We start from the raw sequence: 16264 nt of genomic DNA on the forward strand, positions 1-16264 counted from the left end.
ATATATGAAAGGACGACAAAAATTGAAGTTAACAGATAGATTATTAAAAATAGCAAGCATTGTAGATGAAGGTAAAAAAATTGCAGATATTGGGACGGATCATGGATATATACCAGTTTATCTTCTAAATAAAAAAAAGATAGACTTTGCTATATTAGCAGATGTGAATAAAGGGCCTTTAGAAAATGCAAGAAAAGAAGTTAGACATAATAAATTAGATGACAAAGTTGATTTAAGACTAGGGTCAGGAATAGAAGTTTTAAATGATAATGAAGTGGATGAAATTATAATAGCAGGTATGGGTGGTATACTTATAGGAGAACTGATAGAAGCGAAAAAAAGTGTTGCTCAAAATGCTGAAAAACTTATATTACAACCAATGCAAGCACAAGCTGAACTTAGAAAATATCTTTATAATAACGGATTTGAAGTTATAGATGAAGTTTTAGTAAAAGAAGACTTTAGAATATATGAGATAATAGTAGCTAAATATACTGGAAGAAAAACAGAAGTTACAGACGAAATATATTATGAAGTATCAAGTAAGCTTATAGAAAAAAGGACGAACTTTTAACTGAATTTTTAAATAAAAAAATATCTGCATATGAAAATATAATAAAAAAATTGGAAGGTAAAAGTGGAGAAGCTATAGAAAATAAGAGAAATAAGACTATTGAAGTTATAGAAAAGCTTAAGGAGATGTTATAAATGAAACTTAAAAGTTTTATAAAAAAAATAGAACAAAAATATCCTCTTAATTTAGCGTATGATTGGGATAATGTGGGACTTATAGTAGGAGACTCTGAACGTGAAGTTAAAAAAATAATGGTTTGTTTAGAAGCTAATGAAAAAGTTGTAGATGAAGCTATAAATAAAGATATAGACTTGATAATAACTCATCATCCTTTTATTTTTCAAAATTGAAAAAGGTTACTACTTTAGATTTAAAAGGGAAATTAATACATAAATTAATAAAAAGTAATATATCAATATATTCTATGCATACTAATTTTGATATAGCTTTTGATGGATTGAATGATTATTTTGTAGAAATGTTAGAACTTGAAAATGTGAAAATTTTAGATAAAACTAGCAGCGAAAATCTATATAAACTAGCAGTTTATGTACCAAAGACACATATAGATGATGTAAGAATAGCTTTAGGAAATTCTGGGGCTGGACACTTAGGAAACTATAAAGATTGCTCATTTACTACTGAAGGTGAAGGAAGATTTAAGCCTTGTGATGGAGCTAACCCTTATATTGGAGAGACTAATGCACTAGAAAGTGTTCATGAAGTTAAGGTGGAAACGATAGTCCCTCAAAAAATATTAGATAAAGTTATAAGTGCCATGATTAAATCGCATCCATATGAGGAAGTTGCATATGATTTGTATAAGTTAGAAAATAAAGGTGAAGTCATAGGACTTGGAAGATACGGAAAACTTAAGTCTAAAATGACATTTAAAGATTTAGGAATGATACTTAAAGAAAAATTAGATATAAAACACTTAAGAGTAGTTGGAGAATTAGATAGCGTTGTATCTAAAGTTGCTATAGTTACAGGATCAGGTGCTGATATGGTAAAAAAGGCGTATAAATCAGGTTGTGATGTTTTAATAACTGGAGATATGAAATATCATGATGCTCAAGATACACTTGATATGGGAATGAAAGTGATTGACTGTGGTCATTTTGATACTGAAAAAGTATTTTCAGATATAATGTTTGATTATATAAAAAATGAATTTGATATAGATGTTATAAAAAGTGATATAAATTTAAATCCTTTTGATATAATATAGCTATGATTAATAGCCTTAAGATAGTCTTAAGGCTATTTAAAATATGGAGGAAAAGTATGAATAATAAGAATAATGACTTAACTTTTTCAAATCATAGAAATTATTGTGAAACAGATGGATATGATTTATCTAATATGGAAATTGATTCAATTAATCTAAATTATGAAAAAGTATGCAGTGAATGTGGTAAAGTTTATAATAACTTAAGTTTATATTGTGAAGAATGTGGGAATGAATTAATATTATCAAGTGAAAGTGAAAAACATTTAAATATATATAATTTATTAGATGGAGATTTACATAAAAAAGAAAAATTAAAAATGTGGACAAACAACTTTGAAATTAAAAGAAGGATTTTAGCTCCATTATTTTCAATTTGTATACTATTTATAATATCTATATGGATAAAGTTTTCATAAACTTTGCAGGATTAGAAGTGAATAAATTTTTAAATGTATCTAGTATTATGTTAGGATTAAATTTAGTTCCTTTAAAGATCGTCTCCTCATCTGTTATAGGACTGGGGAATATGGGGATAAGCATGAGTTTTGTAATTGTTTTAATAATACCATTTATAACGATTTTAGTTTCAAGTTTGTTTTTTATAAAAAAGAATTTTTAAATGGGAAAAACATTATTAAAGAAGCTTTTGTATTAAGCTTTATTTATGGATTGACTTTAGGTATTATATCTATACTAGGTAAGCAGTTTATTAACTTATCTATGGGAGAGTATTACACGATGTCCATAGTTGTTAAATATAGCTTTTTTAGAAGTGTTTTAAACGGTATAGCAATATCTTTTCTTCCTGCATACGTAGCTTTATATTTTAAAACTAAAGATAAAAAAATAGAAATTAACATTTTTAATAGGGTTTTAAAGACGATAGGGTTTACATATTTCCTAATTCTATCATTAATGGTTTTAGGAATGTTTTTCAATAAAATATTTTTAAGTGGGCGTGGATTAAGCGGGTTAATAGCATATCCCCAACTTGCTTTATATATATTACATTTTATTAACTTAATTCCAGTAGGATTAGGAAATTCTATTATATCTATATTTAATATGGGAGATATAAATTTATACTTAAATAATAGTATGGTATTATTGATATATGCAATTATGCTTTTAAATATAGTTATATTAGTTGTATCTGGGTACGATATAAAAAATAGAGTCAATAATAAAAAATATATAAAATATTTTAGCCTGGTATATTCTGTGGTTATAGCGAGTTCTATATTTTTAAGTAAGATAGACACTAGTGGAAGTTTGTCTTTGTTAGAATCACAAAATTATGACATGTATTCATATATAGGGTCAAGTGCTATTGTTGGTCTGATTATATCGTTTATATATAGTTATATATTGGTAAACATTGGATATAAGTTGAATAAGGAATAGGAGAAAGATATGAATAGTATAAGATTTAATATAAATAACCAGAAATTATCACTAGAAAGTATAAAGGAAAAAAATAAATTAAATATAGAGATAGAAAAAGCTAAAAAAGATAAAACTAAAATTTTTGTTGATGCAGGCATGAAGCTTTATGAAATGATTAGAAAAGAAAATATAATTCATGAAGAACTTATTAGTTTATTTGATAATATGATTGAGATTGATAAAATTATATATGAATCTAATTTAAAACTTGAAAAAATTCAATTAAAAAATACCACTAAGTGTGAGTGCGGAAATATTTTAAATGACGAAAGTAAGTTTTGTAGTCAATGCGGTAAAAAATAAAAGAGGAAATTGAATTTGAAACTTGTGAATTTTGCTCAAGTAAAATAAGTGAGAATGCAAATTTTTGTGTATGCTGTGGGAGTAAAGTTAGTAAAAACATATAATTAATAGGGGTGAGTGTATCCTCTATTATATAGTTAAGAAAAAGGAAGAAGGAAATTTACATATGTCAAAAACTAAAAAATCAGCAGTTATTTTGATGATTATAACGCTAATATCTAAGGTTACAGGATTTTTCAGAGATATAATATTAGCTAAAAATTTTGGCGCGAGTATTATAACAGATGCTTATATAACAGCTCTTAACATACCTGTTGTGTTATTCACAGGAATAAGTTCATCATTAGGAACTACTTATATACCTATGTTTTTTAAAATAAAAGAAGAACAAGGGCAAGAAGGTGTAAATAAGTTTACAAGTAATGTTTTAAATATAGTTGTAATTTTGGGTTTAGCAACTGTATTTTTAGGAAGTGTATTTACTCCATATATAGTAAAATTATTTGCTATGGGATTTAAAGGAGAGGAACTAAGAATAACAGTAGAGTATTCAAAAATATTAATGCCATCTATTGTATTTATAGCGGCAAATGGATTGGTATCCTCTTATTTACTAGCAAATGGAAGATTTTATATATCGGGAGTATTATCAATACCTTTTAATGTAATATGCATACTAGCCATCATAGTTGGAGGTATGACCAATTCATATATAATGGTATGGATAACTTTATTTGCATATATAGCACAGCTTATTTTTCAAATACCATTTTTAAAAAAATGTGGATATAAGCATAGCCTAATAGTTGATGTTAAAGATGAAAATGTTAAAAATATAATTTACTTAATTTTACCTGTTTTTTTAGGCTCGTATGTAGATCAAATAAATAGTGTTATAAACAGAACCTTAGCATCTTTCTTAGATACAGGTAGTATAACAGCATTAAATTATGCAAATAAGTTAAATATATTTGCTGTAGGTGTACTGGTTATATCTATATCTACAATAATGTACCCTGTACTTTCTAAATTTGCAAGTCAAAAAAATATGAAAGCTTTTAAAAGTAGTTTAGGAAGATGTATAGATATAGTAATGATAGTTATGATTCCTATTATGGTAGGGATGATTATATTTTCAAAACCTATAGTTCAGCTATTATTTGAAGGTGGATCATTTACTAGTAGAGATACTCAACTTACATCTACTGCACTACTTTGCTATTCTTTGGGTATGGTTTCCTTTGGAATAAGAGATATAGTTTCTAGAGGATTTTATTCTTTACAGGACACAAAGACACCTGTGAAAAATGCTATGGTAGCAGTTGCTGTTGATATAGTTTTCTCTATATTATTAGTAAGAGTTATGGGAATAGGAGGCCTAGCTTTATCTACTTCTATTGCAACCACAGTAGGGGCTTTACTTCTTATAATATCTTTAAGACGAAAAGTAGGTAAATTAGGAATTAAAAGTAGCTTAATCACAGGATTAAAGTCTATTGTAGCCTCTATAATAATGGGTATTATATGTAAAGAACTATACACATTAATTATGTTTTTAGGTGGAAATTATACACATGAAACTAAAAAATTAGTACTAATAGGACTAGTTGTAAGTAGTTCTGTAGGGGCTATAGTATATTTGATATTAAGTTTGATGTTCAATATAAAAGAAGTTAGAGATATAGTAAGTCAAGTGAAAATAAAATATGTTCAAATGTTAAAAAGGTAAGATGATTTCATCTTACCTTTTTAACATTTGGATTACTTAAGTTAAATTTTATATAACTGATTTAGTATATATATGATGACATAATTACATATTTCATTAATTAAAAAAGCAAAAACTATTAGTATTATATGTTAAAATAGTACTTATGGTATAATTAGTATGTAATATAAAATATAGGGGGGAATAAAATGAGTTTAGAAATATCAGAAAAAGTATGCAGAGAAAATATAAGATATTTAAATCTGCTTTCTAAACAATATCCTACGATTTCTCAAGCTTCAACAGAAATAATTAATTTAGAATCGATTTTGAATTTGCCTAAGGGAACTGAACACTTTTTATCAGATATTCATGGAGAAAGTGAGCCTTTCGTGCATGTGTTAAGAAATGGATCGGGAGTAGTTAAGAGAAAAATAGAAGAACTTTTTGGAGATTCCCTTATGGAGAGCGAAAAAAAGGCATTGGCTACACTAGTATATTATCCAGAACAAAAACTGGAGATAGTATTAAAAGAAGAAAAAACATAAATGACTGGTATAGAGTTACGCTTCATAGAATAGTTGAACTATGTAGATATGCATCAACTAAATACACTAAAGATAAGGTAAGAAAGTATCTTCCTAAAGATTTCGCATATATAATAGAAGAATTACTAAATACAGATTGTAATATAGATCATAAGAAAAAGTATTATCAACAAATTATAAATACGATAATTGATATAGATAGATCTAAAGAATTTATAATAGCAATATCTAAGTTGATACAAAGATTAGTTGTAGATAGATTACATATAATAGGTGATATATATGATAGAGGACCTAGACCTGATGCTATAATTGATACTTTGATGGATTATCATAGTGTTGATATTCAATGGGGAAATCATGATATCTTATGGATGGGAGCTGCGGCAGGTCAAAAAGTTTGTATAGCTAATGCTCTTAGAATTTCAGCTAGATATGCTAACTTAGACATAATTGAAGATATATATGGGATAAATATATTGCCTTTAGCTACATTTGCTTTAAATGTATATAAAGATGATCCTTGTGAATGCTTTTTACCTAAAATATCAGAAGGTGAATATAATACAAGTGAAATATCATTAATAGCTAAGATGCACAAAGCTATATCTATTATACAGTTTAAATTAGAAAACGAGGTTGTAAAGAGAAGACCAGAATTTAAAATGGGACATAGATGTTTATTAGATAAAATCAACTATGAAAACGGAACTATAAATATAAAAGGGAAAAGTTATAAAATAAAAGATAATAACTTTCCTACAGTAGACCCTAAAAATCCTTATAAATTAACTAAAGAAGAAGAAGTTGTTATCGAGAAGTTAAAGTCATCTTTTGTAAATAGTGAAAAACTTCAAAAACATACCTCTTTTTTATTCTCTAAAGGAAGTATATATTTAAAATGTAACTCCAATTTATTATTCCATGGATGTATTCCTTTAAAAGAAGATGGTTCGTTTAAAACATTTACAATAGAGGGGAATGATTATGGAGGTAAAGAGTTAATGGATAAGTTTGATTCATTAGCTAGAGAAGGATACTTCTACAGAGAAGGAAATAAGCAGAAAGAGTATGGTATGGATATAATGTGGTACTTATGGACTGGTGAGGCTTCTCCGTTGTTTGGAAAGGACGATATGGCTACCTTTGAAAGATACTTTATATCTGAAAAAGAGACACATAGGGAAAATAAAAACTCATACTTTAAACTAAGAGATACTGAAAATATGTGTAATATGATATTTAGAGAGTTTGGCCTTGATAGTGAAGATTCACATATTATAAATGGACATGTTCCTGTTGAGAGTAAAAAAGGAGAAAGTCCTATTAAAGCCAATGGTAAATTAATAGCTATTGATGGTGGGTTCTCACGAGCTTATCAACAAAAAACTGGTATAGCTGGCTACACTTTGATATATAACTCATATAGCTTACAACTTGTATCACATCAACATTTTACTAATACAGAGCAAGTTATATTTGAAGAAAGTGATATATTATCAATTACATCTATTGTTGAAAGAAATAAAAAAGGAAAATATATAAGAGATACAGATGTAGGAAAAGAAATAGTTGAGCGTATAAATGATTTAAAATTATTACTGTTGGCTTATAGAAAAGGTATAGTAAAAGAAGCTTAAAAAAGTGGATATCAGTATTGTACTGAGACCCAAAAGTTGGACTTTATACAGGAATGAAAATTCATTCCTGTATTTTTTGTTTTATACAATTTTAGATTCATAGTCAATTCTATATTTAACAGGGCTACGCCAATTTAATTTTTCTTTAATTCTATTGTTATTATAGTAGTAAATATAATCTGTTATAGCTATCTCTAATTCATTAAAACTTTTATATATTTTTCCATAGTACATTTCCTGTTTCATTACTCCAAAGAAATTTTCCATAGGAGAATTATCAAGACACGTACCTTTTCTAGACATACTTTAGAATATTTTATTATTCTTAAGTGTTTTTCTATACAAATTCATTTGATATGCCCAACCTTGATCCGAGTGAAAAGTTCTTCTATAAGGGCAATCTTTTGTAACATCGATAGATTTATTTAATGCATCATTGATAGCCTTAAAATTAGGTTTATTTGATATACTGAATGATAAAATTTCTCTATTAAACATATCTAAAAATGGATCAAGATAAGCCTTTTTTATAATTAATTTACCATTTCATCTGTAGTATATATTTTAAATTCCGATGTATCTGTTGTTATTTTCTGATGAGGAATTGATGTTTTAAATCTTCTATTTATTTTATTATTTTCTATTTTCCAATTGTACCTTTATATGAATTATATTTACGTGATTTATGAGAAAATGCAATGCATTTAAGGTCTGATTTTTTCATAATACGTCTAACTTTCTTTTGATTAATAACTATGCCCATATCTTTTAATGTAGCTGTAATTCGGCGATAGCCATATATTCCATTATGTTCTTGAAAAACTAATTTAATCTTTTCTTCAATATTTTCATCTGGATTTTCACTATCAAATCTCTTTTGCCAATACATATATGTTGATTTAGGAAATTTAGTAGCTTCAAGAAGAGTGGATAGTTTAAACTCCTTGCGAAGATCATAAATTACTTTTGATTCGTATCGGTTTTTAACCTTTCGGGAACATTCATTCCTGAAGCACGCAGCTTTTTTAAAAATGCAAGCTCCGCTTTTAACAGTGTATTTTCATATTCTAACTCTTGTTCTCTTGTTAACTTTTTTCTTTTTAGCCCATCTTCACCTAATATGTTATAGGCATTTACCCGTTTTTGAATTTGGCTATTATTATGAATTCCATATTTTTTTGATAGTGAAAGAAATCCGCCTTCTCCATTTAAATAAGATTTAACAACTTTTAGTTTAAAACTAAAATCGTATTTAGTCATATAAAAACACCCCAATCATTAGATTTTTAGTCCAACAATTGGGGCGCAGTACAGTATGATATCCACTTTTTAATATTCTTTTACTATTTATTATCTTCGGCTTTCCAACATTCACAACCTACTAATCCATCTATCGATGAAGCTTTAAATATAGGCTCTTTTATACCAGATTTTTTTTGATTAGTATAATCTTTAAGTGCTAAAAATGCGAATTTGCTAAGTTTAGCTATTGCAAATAGGTTTATAATGGCCATAAATGCCATAAATAAGTCTCCTAAGTTCCAAACTATATCTACTGCAGTTAAAGATCCAAATATAACCATACCTACAACAGCTATTCTATAAGTAGATAATAAACCTTTACTACCACTTATAAATTCTATATTAGATTGTCCATAGTAGTAATTACCAACTATTGAACTAAATGCGAATAAGAATATACAAACTGCTATAAAATAATTTCCTATAGATCCTATTTGTGAAGATAGTGCATATTGAGTTAATTGTATACCTGATAAATTAGATGTTGCATAATCACCACAAGTTAATATTATAAAAGCAGTACAGCTACATATAACTATAGTATCAGTGAAAACACCAAGTGCTTGTATTAGACCTTGGCTAACCGGGTGTGAAGTGGTTGCAGTAGCTGCTGCATTAGGGGCACTACCCATACCAGCTTCATTAGAGAATAAACCTCTTTTTATACCCATAAGCATAGTAGCACCTAAACCACCACCTGCTATAGCTTTAAATCCAAATGCATTTTCCATTATAAGTGTAAATATTTCAGGTATCTTTTGTATATTTAATAAAATAACAACTATTGCTACCAATATATATGCAACTGCAAATATAGGAACTATAACTTCTGAAATCTTTGCAACTCTATGAACTCCACCGAATATTACAACTGTTGTTAAAATCGCAAGTAGTATACCGATAATAGCTTTATCAATACCAAAAGCTGATTGGAAAGCTTGAGCAACAGTATTTGACTGTATTGCATTAAATACAAATCCGAAACTCACTGTTATAAGTATAGAGAAAACAACACTCATAAACTTGTTGTTGAGTCCTTTTTCTATATAATATGCAGGACCACCTCTAAAACCATCTCTATCTTTGACTTTATATATTTGTGCAAGAGTAGACTCAACAAAACTAGAAGCTGCGCCTATTAAAGCTACAAGCCACATCCAAAATACAGATCCAGGGCCACCTAAAGTAATAGCTATAGCAATACCTGCTATATTACCAGTACCAACTCTTGATGCTGTACTTATACAAAAGGCTTGAAAAGAAGATACTTGTCCTTTTTTCTTATTAGTACTAGATGCACCTAAAAGTTTAATCATTTCTTTAAAGTATCTAAATTGTACAAAATTACTTTTTAAAGTAAAATAAACTCCTAAAACTAATAGTAAAGCAATTAAAACATAAGACCATAAAAAGTCATTTAATGATAAAACTATATCATTTAAAATACTCAAATAAATCCCTCCTAATATAAAAATAATTTATTGAATTCTTGAAAAAGAAATTTCTTGAATTAAATTATGCATTTTTAAAGATTATATAATGAAATTAAAAATAAATCAATAAGAAAAATACTTGGAAAATAAAGAGAAACGTTATCTAGAGTAAAAAATAAATGAATGTGCGATAAATAAAATTGCAAAAACCTATAAAATTTAATTGAAATAAAGAAGGGGTTTTGGTATTTTACTTAACAAATAATGAATATATATATATATAATTGCAAATAAATTGAGAAAAAGTTATCCTAATATAAACAAAATAACTTGATTCTACAAAAAATAATTATATAATAATAATATGTAATTAAATTGAATTTAATTTTATTGTTTGTGAAAACGTAATTTAATGCTAAGGAGTGTAGAAAATGGGCTTATTTGATATATTTAAAAAATCAAAAAATGAAGAACAAGTTAAAGGGATAGTATCACCTATAAATGGAGAACTATTAGATATAACTAAAGTACCAGACGAGGTTTTTTCAACTAAGATGATGGGTGATGGATTTGCAATGAAGTCAGAAGATGGAATAATAGTATCACCTGTAGATGGTAAGGTAGGAGTAGTATTTGAAACTAAACATGCTGTGATATTAGAATCTACAGAAGGTAAAGAAGTTCTTATACACTTAGGTATAGATACTGTTAACTTAAAAGGTGAAGGTTTCGAAGTGTTTGTAAATGTAGGAGATGAAGTTAAAGCTGGAGATAAATTAGTTAAGATGGATTTACCATTTATAGAGGCTAATGCCAAGTCATCAATAAGTCCAGTTATATTTACGAACTTAGATTCAAATGAATCTATTAAAGTTGTAGAAGGACCTGTTAAAATTGGAGAAGCTAATAGAGTTGAAATAGCAAAATAGTATTGAAAATAAAGAACCTATGAAAAGGTTCTTTTTTAATGTGAAATATGTCACATTAAACCGACAATTATCATAATATATATTATCTAAATACTAAAAAATTTAGATAATATATATTATAGAGGTGTAATTTATGGACTTTTTAAGATCAAACTCTGATAATGGTAGCAGATATTACAAAAAAGGTAATTCAAATAGCAATTCAAATAGTAACTCATACAGTTCATATAGTAACTCATACAGTAACTCAAATAGCAACTCATATAGTTCGTATAGTAACTCAAATAGTAATTCATACAGCAACTCATATAGTAACTCAAATAGTAATTCATATAGCAACTCATATAGTAAATCATATAGTTATTCAAGATAATTGAAATTTAAAGCTGATATGGACCAACACTATAAAAAAAATGAAGTAGTTAATGGATATACGATAACAAATTTAATAGGACAAGGGCGATATGGGATTGTTTATTTGGGTGAAAATCAAGATTTTGAAAAATGCGTAATTAAACAACTTAAAAATGAAATGATTGAAAAAAGCAGGTCAAAACTTTTTTATGAAGAAGAAATACTAAAAAAAATAAATAACCCAGCATTTCCTAAGTTTATATGCAAATTTAAGGATGAAGATAGGGAAGGATATATACTAGAGTATATAAAAGGGCCTGTATTTGAAGATATTTTGGTAAGAGATAGTTGTATTTTTAATAGAGAAGATATTTACAAAGTAGGAGGACAACTTTTAGATATAATTGAAATACTTCATGAAAATAAAATAGTTCATCGAGATATTAGATTACCAAATGTTATATTAAAACAAGATGGAAACCTTGCATTAATTGATTTTGGATTAGCTAGATATATGGATTCAAAAAGATATAAAAAAGAGGTTGATTATTGGTTTTTAGGAGACTTTCTAATTCACTTGTATTACACAACCTATGAACCAGTAGATTATGTAGAGAGACCATGGTACGATGAACTGGATCTTACCAAAGATGAATCTATTTTTCTTAAAAAACTTATGTCAATTAAAGAACCATATAAAAGTATTGAAGAAATAAGGAGAGACTTAGAAAATTTAAAATTAAGAAACACTAATTAATTTAAGGTGGTTTATATGTCAATTAGTTCAATAGAGATAGTAAAAATACACAATAAAAGTTTTAGGGCTAACATTTATAATATTGAACCCTTTAGAATGATTGGATTAATAGATGTAGATATACAATATGATGGGGAAACAGAAAGAGTAACATTACCTTTTTATAGATCATCAGGAACAAATAATGGTAAAATGAAAGGTTTATGGTATCCTATAGTAGGCATAAAAACTCATACTGGCCCATTTACAGAATTTACAGATTTTATTAATTCGGCTTTAACAGCATCGACAAGAAGAGGAATTGGCAAAGAAGGTTGGCTAGCTAAGTCTCTATTTTTTCAAGATGACTATGTACCAAAATCAAGAATAAGAGGATTCTCTAATGGAAAGCATTATGAAGCTTTACTTGAAACTGGGAAAATATTAAGATATTTATATGAAAAGGGTTCATATTATGAAATGTATTATTTAACTCCACAGGTTTTAAATAGTACTGTAGCTTCGAATGAAATTTACCCTGGAAATCAGCATAGCCAAAGAAGAAATTTTGATAGATTTATAGCTGATATTGTTAAGGGTGCATAATATAAATTTTGGGCTCCACTTTATTATAAGTGGATTTTTATTTAATATAAATTTTAGGTATTTTTTACATATGGACAATATATTTTAATATAGATTTATATTATAACAAAGGGGGAAAATTTATGAAAAGCCAATTAATAAGAGATTTACATTCTGTAAATATTAGAAGACATCCAATAAATAGAAAAAAATTAGAATGCTTAAAAACTTCAGAAATAGTTAATATATGGTATGAATATTTTAAAAAAGAATAATAATAAATTGCATATACATATAAGCCGCTTTTGCGGCTTTTTTTATGTTTTTAAAATAAACTTATAGATGAAATGTTAACTTAATAATATAAAATAGTTGACCAAAAATGAATTAAGAATTACAATTTAAGTAAAATTGAGTATTTCAAGGAGATTTCAAAATGATACACAAAATTTGTAAAGATATAAAAAATGGATACGAAATAAGCAAAGAAGAAGCTATAGAACTTTTGAAATATAAAACTAAAGATTTGCTTAAATGTGCAAATGAAATTAGAAATTTTTATTTAAAAAATGAATTTGACATTTGCTCTATAGTTAATGGCAAAAGCGGAAAATGCAGTGAAGATTGCAAGTTTTGTTCACAATCATCTAATCATGAAACTAATATAGAAATATATCCTTTATTAAGTAAAGATAATTTAAAAAATGATGCAATATATCACAAGAAAAAAGGAGTTAAAAGATATTCAATTGTTACATCAGGTAAAAATTTAAGTGAAAAAGAAATTGATAAAATTTGTGAAGTATATAAGTGTATAGTTGATGATGTTGGTATTGAAACATGTGCATCACATGGGTTATTAGATCAGAATGCTTTGAGTAAACTAAAAAAATCAGGAGTAAAAAGATACCATAATAATCTAGAGACTTCGAGACGATATTTTGAAAAATTTGTACAACTCATACATATGATGAAAAATAAACACTATAAAGGATGCACAAAGAGTGGGGCTTGAAGTATGTAGTGGAGGAATTTTTGGACTTGGAGAAAGTGAACTAGATAGGATAGAGATGGCTTTTGAGTTAAGACATTTAAATATAAAATCAATTCCATTAAATGTTTTAAATTATATTGAAGGAACAAGCATAAATATAGAAAATCCTATAACAGAAGATGAGTTTTTAAAATCATTAGCTATTTTTAGATTTATAAATCCTAAAAGCTACATAAGGTTAGCAGGAGGAAGAAATTTATTAACAGACTTTGGACGTATTGCATTTGAAGGTGGTGCAAATGCAACTATAACAGGAGATTTACTAACTACATGTGGAAATACAATTTCAAATGATATCGAAATGATTAAGTCTTTAGGGTTTAAATTATAAGGGGGAGGATTTGATGAATAGTAAAGGTATATTTATTACAGGTACAGACACAGATGTTGGAAAAACTTATATAAGCGCTATGATAATGAAAAGATTATTAAAAAGTAATATAAATGCTACATATTTTAAAGCTGCTTTAAGTGGCGCAGATGAAATAGACAATAAATTAATTCCTGGAGATGCAAAGTATGTATGTGATATTTCAGGTATTGATTCCAATTATGATGAAATGGTATCCTACACTTTTAAAAAAGCAGTTTCACCACACTTAGCATCAGTTATTGAAGATAAAGAAATTAAACTAGAAAAAATAAAATATGATTTTGAGAATTTATCAAATAAGTATGAGTTTATATTAGCAGAAGGAAGTGGAGGTATAGTTTGCCCCATAAAAATTGATGATAATGAATGTATATTATTAGAAGATATAATAAAATTACTAGGCTTTGAGGTATTAGTTGTTGCAAGATCATCTGTAGGTACGATAAATCATACTGTATTAACAGTTAAGTACCTTGAAGAAAAAAATATAAAGATAAGAGGAATTATATTAAATGAGTATGATAAAAACAATATAGTTCATGCTGATAATGCGAAAGTTATAGAAAAACTTACTAATGTCAATATAGTTGCCTTTATTCCTAAGTACCAAAATGAAAGTGATGATATTAATATTGATTTAGATAAAATATTAGAATAATATTGGGGGATTGAAATGAATTTAGTAGAGAAAGATTTAAAATACATATGGCATCCATGTTCTCAGATGAAAGACTATGAAACTTTTAAGCCAATAGTTATAGAAGAGGGTGAAGGAATATACTTATATGATATAAATGGGAACGAATATATAGACGCTATAAGCTCTTGGTGGTGTAATTTATTTGGACACTCAAATAAAAGGATAAATAATGCTATAAATAATCAAATAAATAAATTGGAACATGTAATATTTGCGAATTTTACACATAAGCCAGCAATAGAACTTTGTGAAAGAATAATAAACCTAGCGCCAAATGGTCTGAATAAAGTATTTTTTACAGATAATGGATCAGCATCAGTTGAATGCGCCTTGAAAATGAGTTTTCAATACCATGCTCAAGTTGGAAATACAAAAAAACAAAAGTTTGTAGCTATAACAGATGCATATCATGGAGAAACTATAGGGGCTCTTTCCGTTGGAGATTTAGACTTATATAGCAAAGTATACAATCCTATTATGCTAGACACTAAAAGAGTAGATGGACCAGATTGTTACAGATGTAAATATAATAAAGAAAGAAAAACTTGTGATGCTGAATGTTTTGAAAGTATGGAAGACTATGTAAAAGAAAGTCATGAAGAAATTGCATCAATAATAATAGAGCCTATACTACAAGGTGCGGCAGGGATGAAGATTTATTCACCTATATATTTAAAAAAATTAAGACAGTTATGTCATAAGTATGATATACACTTAATCGCAGATGAAATAGCTGTTGGATTTGGGCGAACAGGGAAAATGTTTGCGTGCGAACATGCAGATATAACTCCTGATTTTATGTGTTTATCAAAAGGCTTAACAGCAGGATATGTTCCTATGGCTTTAGTTCTTACAAAGGATAATATATATGATGCGTTTTATGATGATTACAATACATATAAAGCATTTATGCATAGCCACACATATTCAGGAAATCCTATAGGATGCAGTATAGCAAATGAAGTTTTAAATATATTTGAGGATGAAAAAATATTATGTAAGAATGAAGAAAAATCAAAATATTTTACAAATCTTTTAAATGAAAGTTTTAAAGAACATAAACATGTTGGGGAAATACGTTCTATAGGTCTTATAAATGCAATTGAATTAGTTGAAGATAAAAATCTTAAACTTGGATTTGATTCAGATCTTAGAGTAGGATATAAGATATATAAAAAAGCACTTAAAAAAGGTGTACTATTAAGACCGCTAGGAAATGTAATTTATTTTAACCCTCCATATGTTATAAGCAAATCTGATATGAAAAAGATAGTAAGAGTTTGTAAAGAGACTATGGATGAAGTTTTAGAAAGTCTAAAAGTTGAAGTTTTATAATATAATTAAA

General features: G+C 27.3%; 16 protein-coding genes and 3 pseudogenes. 17 read left to right on the top strand and 2 right to left on the bottom strand.

Annotated features, from left to right (window positions below; genetic code table 11):
• Positions 1-22 precede the first annotated feature (22 nt).
• The 8 genes and pseudogenes from LEQ07_RS11370 to LEQ07_RS11405 all read left to right on the top strand — a co-directional run bounded on the left by LEQ07_RS11370 (position 23) and on the right by LEQ07_RS11405 (position 7453).
• Positions 23-574: a tRNA (adenine(22)-N(1))-methyltransferase gene (locus LEQ07_RS11370; protein WP_263330734.1), complete on the top strand. Its 552-nt coding sequence runs from the start codon at positions 23-25 to the stop codon at positions 572-574.
• A gap of 134 nt (positions 575-708) precedes the next feature.
• Positions 709-1805, top strand: a pseudogene (locus LEQ07_RS11375) (Nif3-like dinuclear metal center hexameric protein).
• Between the two features lie 56 nt (positions 1806-1861).
• Positions 1862-2224: a hypothetical protein gene (locus LEQ07_RS11380; RefSeq protein ID WP_263330735.1), complete on the top strand. Its 363-nt coding sequence runs from the start codon at positions 1862-1864 to the stop codon at positions 2222-2224.
• Complete coding sequence (locus LEQ07_RS11385; protein WP_263330736.1) at positions 2206-2427, top strand: hypothetical protein; 222 nt, start codon at positions 2206-2208, stop codon at positions 2425-2427. The genes LEQ07_RS11380 and LEQ07_RS11385 overlap by 19 nt, the downstream gene beginning before the upstream one ends.
• Positions 2428-2477: 50 nt before the next feature.
• Positions 2478-3212, top strand: a complete 735-nt coding sequence (locus LEQ07_RS11390; protein WP_263330737.1) for a hypothetical protein — start codon at positions 2478-2480, stop codon at positions 3210-3212.
• A 9-nt stretch (positions 3213-3221) separates the two neighbouring features.
• Positions 3222-3557: a hypothetical protein gene (locus LEQ07_RS11395; RefSeq protein ID WP_263330738.1), complete on the top strand. Its 336-nt coding sequence runs from the start codon at positions 3222-3224 to the stop codon at positions 3555-3557.
• 166 nt (positions 3558-3723) lie between these two features.
• Positions 3724-5286 (top strand): murein biosynthesis integral membrane protein MurJ, encoded by a 1563-nt coding sequence (gene murJ / locus LEQ07_RS11400; protein ID WP_046822242.1) that lies wholly within the window; start codon positions 3724-3726, stop codon positions 5284-5286.
• A 188-nt stretch (positions 5287-5474) separates the two neighbouring features.
• A pseudogene (locus tag LEQ07_RS11405) lies at positions 5475-7453 on the top strand (fructose-1,6-bisphosphatase).
• Positions 7454-7534: 81 nt separating this feature from the next.
• Here LEQ07_RS11405 and LEQ07_RS11410 read toward each other — a convergent pair.
• Both LEQ07_RS11410 and LEQ07_RS11415 read right to left on the bottom strand, forming a co-directional pair.
• Positions 7535-8713 (bottom strand): annotated as a pseudogene (locus tag LEQ07_RS11410) (IS3 family transposase).
• Between the two features lie 83 nt (positions 8714-8796).
• Positions 8797-10230, bottom strand: coding sequence for an alanine/glycine:cation symporter family protein (locus tag LEQ07_RS11415; protein WP_408633642.1), 1434 nt, complete (start codon positions 10228-10230; stop codon positions 8797-8799).
• Between the two features lie 389 nt (positions 10231-10619).
• On the opposite strand from LEQ07_RS11415, the gene LEQ07_RS11420 reads away from it, so the two are divergent.
• The 9 genes from LEQ07_RS11420 (at position 10620) to bioA (ending at position 16254) form a co-directional block, all read left to right on the top strand.
• Positions 10620-11117, top strand: coding sequence for a PTS sugar transporter subunit IIA (locus LEQ07_RS11420; RefSeq protein WP_046822027.1), 498 nt, complete (start codon positions 10620-10622; stop codon positions 11115-11117).
• A gap of 161 nt (positions 11118-11278) precedes the next feature.
• Positions 11279-11494, top strand: a complete 216-nt coding sequence (locus tag LEQ07_RS11425; RefSeq protein ID WP_263330739.1) for a hypothetical protein — start codon at positions 11279-11281, stop codon at positions 11492-11494.
• The gene (locus LEQ07_RS11430) at positions 11491-12228 is read left to right on the top strand and encodes a protein kinase family protein (RefSeq protein ID WP_263330740.1); all 738 of its coding nucleotides are present in this window, start codon (positions 11491-11493) and stop codon (positions 12226-12228) included. Before LEQ07_RS11425 ends, LEQ07_RS11430 begins: the two co-directional genes overlap by 4 nt.
• 15 nt (positions 12229-12243) lie before the next feature.
• Positions 12244-12813 (top strand): hypothetical protein, encoded by a 570-nt coding sequence (locus LEQ07_RS11435; protein ID WP_046822025.1) that lies wholly within the window; start codon positions 12244-12246, stop codon positions 12811-12813.
• 122 nt (positions 12814-12935) lie between these two features.
• A complete protein-coding gene (locus tag LEQ07_RS11440; RefSeq protein ID WP_021429037.1) occupies positions 12936-13067 on the top strand; it encodes a hypothetical protein in 132 nt (43 codons plus the stop codon).
• Between the two features lie 161 nt (positions 13068-13228).
• Complete coding sequence (locus LEQ07_RS21485) at positions 13229-13807, top strand: radical SAM protein (RefSeq protein ID WP_332843130.1); 579 nt, start codon at positions 13229-13231, stop codon at positions 13805-13807.
• On the top strand, positions 13797-14177 hold the full coding sequence (locus tag LEQ07_RS21490; protein ID WP_332843131.1) for a hypothetical protein: 381 nt from the start codon (positions 13797-13799) through the stop codon (positions 14175-14177). The genes LEQ07_RS21485 and LEQ07_RS21490 overlap by 11 nt, the downstream gene beginning before the upstream one ends.
• 13 nt (positions 14178-14190) lie before the next feature.
• On the top strand, positions 14191-14877 hold the full coding sequence (gene bioD / locus LEQ07_RS11450) for a dethiobiotin synthase (RefSeq protein ID WP_046822926.1): 687 nt from the start codon (positions 14191-14193) through the stop codon (positions 14875-14877).
• A gap of 15 nt (positions 14878-14892) precedes the next feature.
• Positions 14893-16254 (top strand): adenosylmethionine--8-amino-7-oxononanoate transaminase, encoded by a 1362-nt coding sequence (gene bioA / locus LEQ07_RS11455; RefSeq protein ID WP_263330741.1) that lies wholly within the window; start codon positions 14893-14895, stop codon positions 16252-16254.
• Positions 16255-16264: the final 10 nt, after the last annotated feature.

This window comes from Paraclostridium sp. AKS73 (genome assembly GCF_025671395.1).
Taxonomy (GTDB): Bacteria; Bacillota; Clostridia; order Peptostreptococcales; family Peptostreptococcaceae; genus Paraclostridium; species Paraclostridium benzoelyticum.

What these genes read in the sequence shown, in the direction of transcription:
- LEQ07_RS11380 (WP_263330735.1), top strand. Translation starts at nt 1,862, where the DNA reads ATGAATAATAAGAATAATGACTTAACTTTTTCAAATCATAGAAATTAT.
- LEQ07_RS11385 (WP_263330736.1), top strand. Translation starts at nt 2,206, where the DNA reads ATGGATAAAGTTTTCATAAACTTTGCAGGATTAGAAGTGAATAAATTT.
- LEQ07_RS11395 (WP_263330738.1), top strand. Translation starts at nt 3,222, where the DNA reads ATGAATAGTATAAGATTTAATATAAATAACCAGAAATTATCACTAGAA.
- murJ (WP_046822242.1), top strand. Translation starts at nt 3,724, where the DNA reads ATGTCAAAAACTAAAAAATCAGCAGTTATTTTGATGATTATAACGCTA.
- LEQ07_RS11420 (WP_046822027.1), top strand. Translation starts at nt 10,620, where the DNA reads ATGGGCTTATTTGATATATTTAAAAAATCAAAAAATGAAGAACAAGTT.
- LEQ07_RS11425 (WP_263330739.1), top strand. Translation starts at nt 11,279, where the DNA reads ATGGTAGCAGATATTACAAAAAAGGTAATTCAAATAGCAATTCAAATA.
- LEQ07_RS11435 (WP_046822025.1), top strand. Translation starts at nt 12,244, where the DNA reads ATGTCAATTAGTTCAATAGAGATAGTAAAAATACACAATAAAAGTTTT.
- LEQ07_RS11440 (WP_021429037.1), top strand. Translation starts at nt 12,936, where the DNA reads ATGAAAAGCCAATTAATAAGAGATTTACATTCTGTAAATATTAGAAGA.
- LEQ07_RS21485 (WP_332843130.1), top strand. Translation starts at nt 13,229, where the DNA reads ATGATACACAAAATTTGTAAAGATATAAAAAATGGATACGAAATAAGC.
- bioD (WP_046822926.1), top strand. Translation starts at nt 14,191, where the DNA reads ATGAATAGTAAAGGTATATTTATTACAGGTACAGACACAGATGTTGGA.
- bioA (WP_263330741.1), top strand. Translation starts at nt 14,893, where the DNA reads ATGAATTTAGTAGAGAAAGATTTAAAATACATATGGCATCCATGTTCT.